The organism is Bacteroides sp. RTP21281st1_H5_RTP21281_210402, assembly GCF_040918965.1.
Classification (GTDB): domain Bacteria; phylum Bacteroidota; class Bacteroidia; order Bacteroidales; family Bacteroidaceae; genus Bacteroides; species Bacteroides congonensis.
In genome coordinates this window covers 208,653-217,796 of sequence record NZ_JBCOWR010000013.1, presented here as the reverse complement: position 1 = coordinate 217,796, position 9,144 = coordinate 208,653, and the positions used below count along the sequence as shown (strand labels likewise).

General features: G+C 42.7%; 10 protein-coding genes. 8 read left to right on the top strand and 2 right to left on the bottom strand.

The window, feature by feature from the left end; translation table 11 throughout:
- Nucleotides 1-281: 281 nt before the first annotated feature.
- The 5 genes from AB5443_RS18820 to der all read left to right on the top strand — a co-directional run bounded on the left by AB5443_RS18820 (nt 282) and on the right by der (nt 4,482).
- Nucleotides 282-860: a DUF177 domain-containing protein gene (locus AB5443_RS18820; RefSeq protein ID WP_195663539.1), complete on the top strand. Its 579-nt coding sequence runs from the start codon at nt 282-284 to the stop codon at nt 858-860.
- 12 nt (nt 861-872) lie between these two features.
- Nucleotides 873-1,058 (top strand): 50S ribosomal protein L32, encoded by a 186-nt coding sequence (gene rpmF / locus AB5443_RS18815; protein ID WP_004296852.1) that lies wholly within the window; start codon nt 873-875, stop codon nt 1,056-1,058.
- An 86-nt stretch (nt 1,059-1,144) separates the two neighbouring features.
- The gene (locus tag AB5443_RS18810) at nt 1,145-2,152 is read left to right on the top strand and encodes a beta-ketoacyl-ACP synthase III (protein ID WP_044654976.1); all 1,008 of its coding nucleotides are present in this window, start codon (nt 1,145-1,147) and stop codon (nt 2,150-2,152) included.
- An 86-nt stretch (nt 2,153-2,238) separates the two neighbouring features.
- Nucleotides 2,239-3,120, top strand: a complete 882-nt coding sequence (gene era / locus AB5443_RS18805; RefSeq protein ID WP_073347496.1) for a GTPase Era — start codon at nt 2,239-2,241, stop codon at nt 3,118-3,120.
- Nucleotides 3,121-3,168: 48 nt separating this feature from the next.
- Nucleotides 3,169-4,482 (top strand): ribosome biogenesis GTPase Der, encoded by a 1,314-nt coding sequence (gene der / locus AB5443_RS18800; protein WP_044654978.1) that lies wholly within the window; start codon nt 3,169-3,171, stop codon nt 4,480-4,482.
- A gap of 65 nt (nt 4,483-4,547) precedes the next feature.
- Here der and lptB read toward each other — a convergent pair whose 3' ends face one another.
- The gene (gene lptB / locus AB5443_RS18795; RefSeq protein ID WP_044654979.1) at nt 4,548-5,309 is read right to left on the bottom strand and encodes an LPS export ABC transporter ATP-binding protein; all 762 of its coding nucleotides are present in this window, start codon (nt 5,307-5,309) and stop codon (nt 4,548-4,550) included.
- A 75-nt stretch (nt 5,310-5,384) separates the two neighbouring features.
- On the opposite strand from lptB, the gene AB5443_RS18790 reads away from it, so the two are divergent.
- Both AB5443_RS18790 and AB5443_RS18785 read left to right on the top strand, forming a co-directional pair.
- Nucleotides 5,385-6,128: an ABC transporter permease gene (locus tag AB5443_RS18790; protein WP_044654980.1), complete on the top strand. Its 744-nt coding sequence runs from the start codon at nt 5,385-5,387 to the stop codon at nt 6,126-6,128.
- Nucleotides 6,125-6,895, top strand: a complete 771-nt coding sequence (locus AB5443_RS18785) for an ABC transporter ATP-binding protein (protein ID WP_044654981.1) — start codon at nt 6,125-6,127, stop codon at nt 6,893-6,895. The genes AB5443_RS18790 and AB5443_RS18785 overlap by 4 nt, the downstream gene beginning before the upstream one ends.
- A 111-nt stretch (nt 6,896-7,006) precedes the next feature.
- Here the strand turns inward: AB5443_RS18785 and AB5443_RS18780 are convergent, their stop codons facing one another.
- On the bottom strand, nt 7,007-7,252 hold the full coding sequence (locus tag AB5443_RS18780; RefSeq protein WP_004297160.1) for an RNA-binding protein: 246 nt from the start codon (nt 7,250-7,252) through the stop codon (nt 7,007-7,009).
- 398 nt (nt 7,253-7,650) lie between these two features.
- On the opposite strand from AB5443_RS18780, the gene tig reads away from it, so the two are divergent.
- Entirely contained in the window at nt 7,651-9,006 is a 1,356-nt protein-coding gene (tig, locus tag AB5443_RS18775) for a trigger factor (protein ID WP_044654667.1), read from the top strand.
- The last annotated feature ends 138 nt before the right edge of the window (nt 9,007-9,144 follow it).

The following is a 9,144-nucleotide window of genomic DNA, read 5'->3' as shown; positions in this document are numbered from 1 at the left end:
ATTCCGAACAGAGAAGTTAAGCCTCGTCACGCCGATGGTACTGCGTAACAGTGGGAGAGTAGGTAGCCGCCGTTTTTTAAGAAGCCTCGCTTGTCTATTTGACGGGCGAGGCTTTCTTTTTTTACTGTTCCGGCATTTATACGACTCTTTTTAACAGTCGCAAACCTTATAATACGTATTAAAAAAGTGAATATTTACAGGTAATTTGTATGTTATGAGGATATTTATTTGTATCTTTGTCGCCCGAATTGTAAGCTAACGATTTAAAAAAGAGAGAAGCTTTGGGAAAATTTGATAAATACAAAATTGACTTGAAAGGTATGCAAACAGACTCTGCTAAGTATGAGTTTGTATTGGATAACCTTTACTTCGCTCACATTGACGGACCTGAAGTTCAGAAAGGAAAGGTTAATGTTACATTGACCGTGAAAAGAACCTCTCGTGCTTTCGAGATGAGTTTTCAGACAGACGGAATGGTATGGGTACCATGCGACCGTTGCCTGGATGATATGGAGCTAACAATCAGTTCTTCTGATAAACTGATGGTGAAGTTTGGAAATGGATATGCAGAAGAAGGCGACAACCTTATTGTGATTCCCGAGGAAGAAGGAGAAATCAATGTTGCATGGTTCATGTATGAGTTTATTGCACTGTCTATCCCGATGAAGCATGTACACGCTCCCGGTAAGTGCAATAAAGCGGTAACAAGTAAGCTGAACAAGCATTTGAAAACAAATGCGAATGATGATAGCGATGATAATTTCGACACGGGTGGAGAGGACATCGTAATAGAGGAAGAAGCGGAGGAACAAATTGACCCTCGCTGGAATGAATTAAAAAAAATATTAGATAATAATTAAAGTTTTAAGAAAATGGCACATCCTAAGAGAAGACAATCAAGTACGAGACAAGCAAAGAGAAGAACTCATGATAAGGCAGTAGCTCCTACTTTGGCTATTTGCCCGAATTGCGGTGAATGGCATGTATACCACACTGTATGTGGCGCTTGCGGTTACTACAGAGGTAAGCTCGCTATTGAGAAAGAAGCAGCTGTATAATTAGTACAGTCATACTGAAACAGCCTGAGGGTAATTCTCTCCGGCTGCTTTAAGTATTATAGTATTGCTAATTTAAAATAGGTTTGATGGAAAAAATAAATGCAGTAATCACAGGAGTCGGTGGATATGTTCCCGATTATATCTTGACTAACGACGAGATATCAAAGATGGTGGATACCAACGATGAATGGATTATGACTCGTATCGGAGTAAAGGAAAGACATATTCTGAATGAGGAAGGATTAGGTAGTTCATACATGGCACGCAAAGCTGCCAAACAGTTGATGAAAAAGACTGGCGCTAATCCGGACGATATTGATTTGGTTATTGTGGCTACGAGTACTCCTGACTATCACTTCCCTTCTACAGCTTCTATTCTTTGCGACAAACTCGGACTGAAGAATGCGTTCGCTTTCGATTTGCAGGCTGCTTGTAGCGGTTTCCTGTATTTGATGGAGACGGGTGCGAATTTTATCCGTTCGGGAAGATATAAGAAAATTATCATTGTCGGTGCCGATAAGATGTCGTCAATGGTTAACTATACAGATCGTGCTACCTGTCCTATCTTTGGTGACGGTGCTGCCGCCTTTATGCTGGAGCCTACTACGGAAGATTACGGAATTATGGATTCGATACTGAGAACGGATGGTAAAGGCTTGCCTTTCCTTCATATGAAAGCCGGTGGTTCGGTTTGTCCGCCATCTTATTTCACGGTTGACAATAAAATGCATTATCTGCACCAGGAAGGAAGAACAGTATTCAAATATGCTGTTTCCAGTATGTCGGACGTTTCTGCTGCCATCGCAGAAAAGAATGGACTGACAAAAGATACAATCGACTGGGTTGTGCCGCATCAGGCAAATGTCCGTATTATCGAAGCGGTGGCTCATCGTATGGAATTGCCGATGGACAAAGTGCTGGTGAATATCGAACATTACGGTAACACAAGTGCTGCTACGCTTCCTTTGTGTATTTGGGATTATGAAGATAAACTCAAGAAAGGTGATAACATCATTTTCACTGCATTCGGCGCCGGATTTACTTGGGGTGCGGTTTACGTGAAGTGGGGTTATGACGGAAAGAAGGAACAGTAACACTCGTTACTAAACTATAACACTCAAAAACGCATCTTATTTCGGTTCGATGCGTTTTTTTGTCTCAACCAATAAAATGAAGAGAAATGCATAAAGCAGGTTTTGTAAACATCGTAGGAAATCCGAATGTCGGAAAATCGACATTAATGAACGCTTTGGTGGGCGAACGTATCTCGATTGCCACCTTTAAGGCGCAGACTACTCGTCATCGCATTATGGGAATCTATAATACGGATGAAATGCAGATTGTTTTTTCTGATACTCCGGGAGTATTGAAACCTAACTACAAGCTACAGGAGTCTATGCTGAACTTTTCTACTTCGGCACTGGCGGATGCGGATGTTTTGCTTTATGTGACTGACGTGGTAGAGACACCGGATAAGAATAATGAGTTTATGGCAAAGGTACGTGAAATGACGGTGCCTGTCTTATTGCTCATTAACAAGATTGACCTTACCGACCAGGAAAAGCTGGTCAAGCTGGTAGAAGAATGGAAGGAACTGCTTCCGCAGGCCGAGATTATTCCGATTTCTGCCGCATCGAAGTTCAATGTGGATTATGTGATGAAGCGGATCAAGGAATTGCTGCCCGACTCTCCCCCTTATTTTGGGAAAGACCAATGGACGGACAAGCCTGCACGTTTCTTCGTGAATGAGATTATCCGTGAAAAGATTTTGCTCTATTACGACAAAGAGATTCCCTATTCGGTGGAAGTGGTCGTGGAAGAGTTTAAGGAAGAGCCGAAGAAGATTCAGATTCGGGCGATCATTTATGTGGAACGTGATTCGCAGAAGGGAATCATTATCGGTAAACAGGGAAAGGCGCTGAAGAAGGTTGCTACTGAAGCCCGCCGTGAACTGGAACGTTTCTTTGGAAAGACTATTTACCTGGAAACGTATGTGAAAGTTGATAAGGATTGGCGTAGTTCGGATAAGGAATTGCGTAATTTCGGTTATCAGTTAGATTAAGAGTATTCATGCGACTGGGATAGTCGTGAAAAAACAAGGTATTGAACTATGAGTAATTTAGTTGCAATTGTAGGACGCCCCAATGTGGGCAAGTCTACCTTATTTAACCGTCTGACGAAAACTCGTCAGGCTATTGTGAATGAAGAAGCGGGGACAACCCGAGACAGACAATATGGCAAGTCAGAGTGGCTGGGCCGTGAGTTTTCCGTGGTAGATACCGGCGGATGGGTAGTAAACTCGGATGATATTTTCGAAGAGGAAATTCGCAAGCAGGTATTGCTGGCAGTGGATGAAGCGGATGTGATTTTGTTCGTAGTGGATGTGATGAACGGAGTGACCGACCTGGATATGCAGGTAGCGGCTATCCTGCGTCGTGCCAACAGCCCGGTGATTATGGTTGCCAACAAGACGGATAACCATGACTTGCAATACAATGCCCCCGAATTTTATAAATTGGGATTGGGTGACCCTTATTGTATTTCTGCTATGACAGGAAGTGGTACGGGTGATTTGATGGACTTGATTGTCAGCAAATTCAAGAAAGAGGCTTCTGAGATTCTGGATGACGAGATTCCTCGTTTTGCCGTAGTAGGCCGCCCGAATGCCGGAAAATCTTCTATCGTAAACGCGTTTATCGGTGAAGAACGCAACATTGTTACCGAGATTGCCGGAACAACCCGCGATTCTATCTATACCCGTTACAATAAATTCGGATTTGATTTCTATCTGGTAGATACAGCCGGTATCCGTAAGAAGAACAAGGTGAATGAAGACTTGGAATATTATTCAGTGATTCGTTCGATCCGTTCCATCGAAGGTTCGGATGTTTGTATTCTGATGTTGGATGCAACGAGAGGGGTTGAAAGCCAGGACTTGAATATCTTCTCACTGATTCAGAAGAACCAGAAGGGATTGGTGGTCGTTATCAATAAATGGGACTTGGTGGAAGACAAATCGGTGAAAGTGCAAAAAGAATTTGAAACGGCTGTGCGTTCACGCTTTGCCCCGTTCGTGGATTTCCCTATTATCTTTGCGTCCGCATTGACCAAGCAACGTATCCTGAAAGTGCTGGAAGAAGCGCGCAATGTATATGAGAACCGGACAACAAAGATTGCGACTGCCCGTTTGAATGAAGAAATGCTTCCGTTGATCGAGGCATATCCGCCCCCTTCAAACAAAGGCAAATATATCAAGATTAAGTATATCACGCAGTTGCCGAATACACAAGTGCCTTCATTTGTCTATTTTGCCAATCTGCCGCAGTATGTGAAGGAGCCTTATAAACGCTTCCTTGAAAACAAGATGCGTGAGAAGTGGAACCTTACAGGTACGCCGATTAATATTTATATCCGACAGAAGTAAGATATATATCCAATAAAAAACGCCCGGAAACGTAATGCTTCCGGGCGTTTTTTATCGGGTAGTTTTTATTTCTCCAACTGGAAATCCTTGCGGCGTAGTACGAAACTGTTACTCAGATACTTTTCACGTACAATCTGATTCTCGGACAATTCTTCGGGTGTACCTTGGAAAAGAATCTTTCCTTCGAAAAGCAGATAGGCGCGGTCGGTAATACTGAGCGTTTCCTGCACGTTGTGGTCGGTAATCAGGATGCCGATATTCTTATCTTTCAGTTTCCACACGATTTGCTGGATATCTTCTACGGCAATCGGGTCGACACCGGCGAAAGGTTCGTCGAGCATGATGAATTTCGGGTCGATGGCAAGGCAGCGTGCAATCTCCGTACGGCGGCGCTCACCACCGGACAACTGGTTACCGTTGTTCTTGCGTACCTTTTGCAGGCGGAACTCCGCTATCAGGCTTTCGAGCTTTTCCTTTTGATATTCTTTGGGCTTGTTGGTCATTTCGAGCACGGCGGCAATATTGTCTTCCACGCTCATCTGACGGAATACGGAGGCTTCCTGGGCAAGGTAGCCGATTCCCGTTTGCGCCCGTTTATAAACCGGATATTTGGTAATCTCCAGGTCGTCGAGGAAGATGCGCCCTTCATTCGGGGTAATCAATCCTACGGTCATATAGAATGAAGTCGTCTTGCCGGCACCGTTCGGCCCCAGCAAACCCACAATCTCACCTTGCTTCACATTGATGGAAACGTGGCTTACAACGGTTCGTTTACCGTACTTTTTCACCAGGTCTTCCGTGCGGAGCACCATCTTGCTTTCTTCCATATTCTAGTTATTTTGCGGCAAATGTAGTAAAAATAAGCCGAAATAATGTACATTTGCAGACAAATAGTGTGAGTTATGATAAAAGCATTGAGAACCGTCGGAAGATATTTCATGCTGATGGGACGGACTTTTTCCCGTCCTGAACGTATGCGTATGTTTTTCCGGCAATACCTTAACGAGTTGGAGCAGCTAGGCGTGAACTCCATCGGAATCGTGCTGTTGATTTCGTTTTTCATCGGCGCGGTGATTACCATTCAGATTAAGTTGAATATCGAAAGTCCGTGGATGCCCCGCTGGACGGTAGGATACGTGACCCGTGAAATTATGTTGCTGGAGTTTTCTTCTTCCATCATGTGCCTGATTCTTGCGGGTAAAGTAGGGTCGAACATTGCTTCGGAGTTGGGAACAATGCGCGTGACGCAACAGATTGACGCGCTCGAGATTATGGGGGTCAATTCCGCCAACTATCTGATTCTGCCTAAGATTTCGGCTATGGTGACCGTTATTCCCATATTGGTGACATTCAGTATATTCGCCGGTATCATAGGGGCCTTTTGTACCTGCTGGTTTGCCGGAGTGATGAATGCCGTCGACCTTGAATATGGTTTGCAGTATATGTTTAATGAGTGGTTTATCTGGGCGGGTATCATCAAATCTCTCTTCTTCGCCTTTATTATTGCAAGTGTGTCCGCTTTCTTCGGATATACGGTGGAAGGCGGTTCGATTGCTGTGGGAAAGGCTTCTACGGATTCCGTAGTGTCGAGCAGTGTCCTGATTCTGTTTGCGGATTTGGTATTAACTAAACTTTTGATGGGATGATTGAGGTTAAAGGACTTTATAAATCGTTTGACGATAAGACAGTATTGAGCGATATCAATGCGGACTTTGAGAATGGAAAGACAAACCTGATTATCGGCCAGAGTGGTTCCGGTAAAACGGTGCTGATGAAATGTATCGTAGGACTGCTGACTCCTGAGAAAGGTGAGGTCTTGTATGACGGACGAAATCTCGTGATGATGGGGAAGAAGGAGAAGAAGATGCTCCGCAAGGAAATGGGAATGATTTTCCAGAGTGCCGCTCTTTTCGACTCCATGTCGGTGTTGGACAATGTGATGTTTCCTTTGAATATGTTCAGCAATGATACATTGCGCGAGCGCACCAAACGCGCCATGTTCTGCCTGGAACGTGTCAACCTGACTGAAGCGAAAGATAAGTTTCCCGGAGAAATCAGTGGAGGTATGCAGAAGCGTGTAGCTATCGCGCGCGCCATTTCGCTGAATCCGCAATACCTGTTCTGCGATGAGCCGAACTCGGGACTGGATCCAAAGACTTCATTGGTGATTGACGACTTGATTCACGATATTACACAGGAATATAATATGACCACGATTATCAATACGCATGATATGAATTCGGTATTGGGAATCGGTGAAAAGGTGATTTATATCTATGAGGGACATAAGGAATGGGAAGGGACGAAAGACGATATCTTCACTTCTACCAATGAACGCCTGAACAACTTTATCTTTGCTTCGGATTTGCTTCGCAAGGTAAAAGACCTTGAAGTGCAAAGCATGGAAGGTTGAAATGGGAAAGAATTGGAATAAGGCAATAAAAAAGGAAATAAGGCTATAAAAAAACTTCTGTCATCAAGTGGCAGAAGTTTCTTTTTTTTCTTGGCTATGTAGCGTCGGCAATTAAGCTCTGGGTCTAGCTTCTTTAACTACCATAGTACGTCCCATGTATTCAGCTCCGTTTAGTTCTGCGATAGCTTTGGCAGCTGCAGCATCGTCTTCCATTTCGATGAAAGCGAATCCTTTTGATTTACCGGTTTCACGGTCCATAACAACTTTAACTGATGATACTGCGCCGTAATCTTCCATCACTTGTTGCAGATCTCCTTCCTTAACACGGTAGTTAAGGTTTCCAACATAAATGTTCATAATGAAAATGATAAAAAATAAATAAATGAATAAAACTCTCTGGACAGATGGTTACTAATAAAAGGATTAAAACGACAGAGAGTTTACAAAAGCGTTTCTGGAACGGAAGTAAAAACCTTGTAATCAAATCGAGAAACTAATGGTCCATCAATCCGGGACAAAGAAAAGAATAATTTTTGGATTGACCATCTTTTTGATGATTTTATTTGCAGAAAATGAGCAAAAAAGGAAAACGATTGTTGCAATGAAGTATTGTTTATCAGCGATTTGTTAGTTATGTATTCTAAATAGATACGAAATAAATCAGCAATGTCTTTTGAAATTTAAAAGATTAGCACTAATTTTGCACCCTCGTTTGAGTATAGAACAAAGTATAAATCAAATAAATAATTGTCAGAATGAACGTTTCATTACAAAACATTGACAAAGTAAGCGCAGAGCTTACTGTGAAGCTTGAGAAAGCCGATTATCAGGAGAAAGTAGACAAAGAGTTGAAATCACTCCGTCAGAAGGCGCAAATCCCGGGATTCCGTAAAGGCATGGTTCCGGTGAGCCTTATTAAAAAAATGTATGGTAAGTCTGTTATTGCAGAAGTAGTGAATAAAGCACTGCAAGAAGCTGTTTACAATTATATTAAAGAAAATAAGGTGAACATGTTGGGCGAGCCGTTGCCTAACGAAGAAAAGCAACAGAATATTGATTTCGATACAATGGATGAATTCGATTTCGTATTCGACATCGCTTTGGCACCTGAATTCAAGGCTGAAGTAAGCGCTGAAGATAAAGTAGATTATTATACAATCGAAGTATCTGAAGAAATGATCGACAACCAGGTGAAGATGTACACTCAACGCACCGGTAAGTACGATAAGGTAGATGCTTACGAAGATAACGACATGCTGAAAGGTCTGTTGGCACAGTTGGACGAAGAAGGTAACACGAAAGAAGGCGGTATTCAGGTAGAAGGTGCGGTAATGATGCCTTCTTATATGAAGAACGACGATCAGAAAGCTATCTTCGCTAATGCAAAGGTGAACGATGTATTGGTATTCAACCCGAATGTTGCTTATGACGGAAACGCTGCCGAGCTGGGTTCTTTGTTGAAGATTGACAAGGAAATCGCGAAAGACGTGAAGTCTGATTTCAGCTTCCAAGTAGAAGAAATCACTCGCTTTGTTCCGGGTGAACTGACTCAGGAAGTGTTCGACCAGGCATTCGGTGAAGGTGTTGTGAAGACTGAAGAAGAATTCCGCGCTAAAATCAAAGAAGAAATTGCGGCAAGATTCGTTGCCGACAGCGATTATAAGTTCTTGATTGACATTCGTAAAGTGATGATGGATAAAGTAGGTAAGCTGGAATTTTCCGATGCATTGCTGAAACGCATCATGTTGCTGAACAACGAAGAGAAAGGCGAAGAATATGTAGCTGAAAACTATGATAAGAGCATCGAAGAACTGACTTGGCACCTGATTAAGGAACAGTTGGTAGAATCCAACGACATCAAGGTGGAACAGGAAGATGTTCTGAAGATGGCAAAAGACACAACGAAGGCGCAGTTTGCTCAATACGGCATGCTGTCTGTTCCCGAAGATGTGCTTGACAACTATGCACAGGAGATGTTGAAGAAGAAAGAAACTATCAACAACCTGGTGAGCCGTGTTGTAGATGTGAAGTTGGCTGCTGCCCTGAAAGCACAGGTAACTTTGGAAAACAAGAACGTTTCTATCGAAGAATTCAATAAGATGTTTGAATAATCGTTCGGTTGAACAGCATATAATGTCACAGAAACACAGAGTTTTTATAAAATTATAACTCTGTGTTTTTTTGTGTCTCTGTATTCTTTTTCGTTTCTTTGTACTTACGTTTATTTTAAATTTTAAGAAAGGAACAAT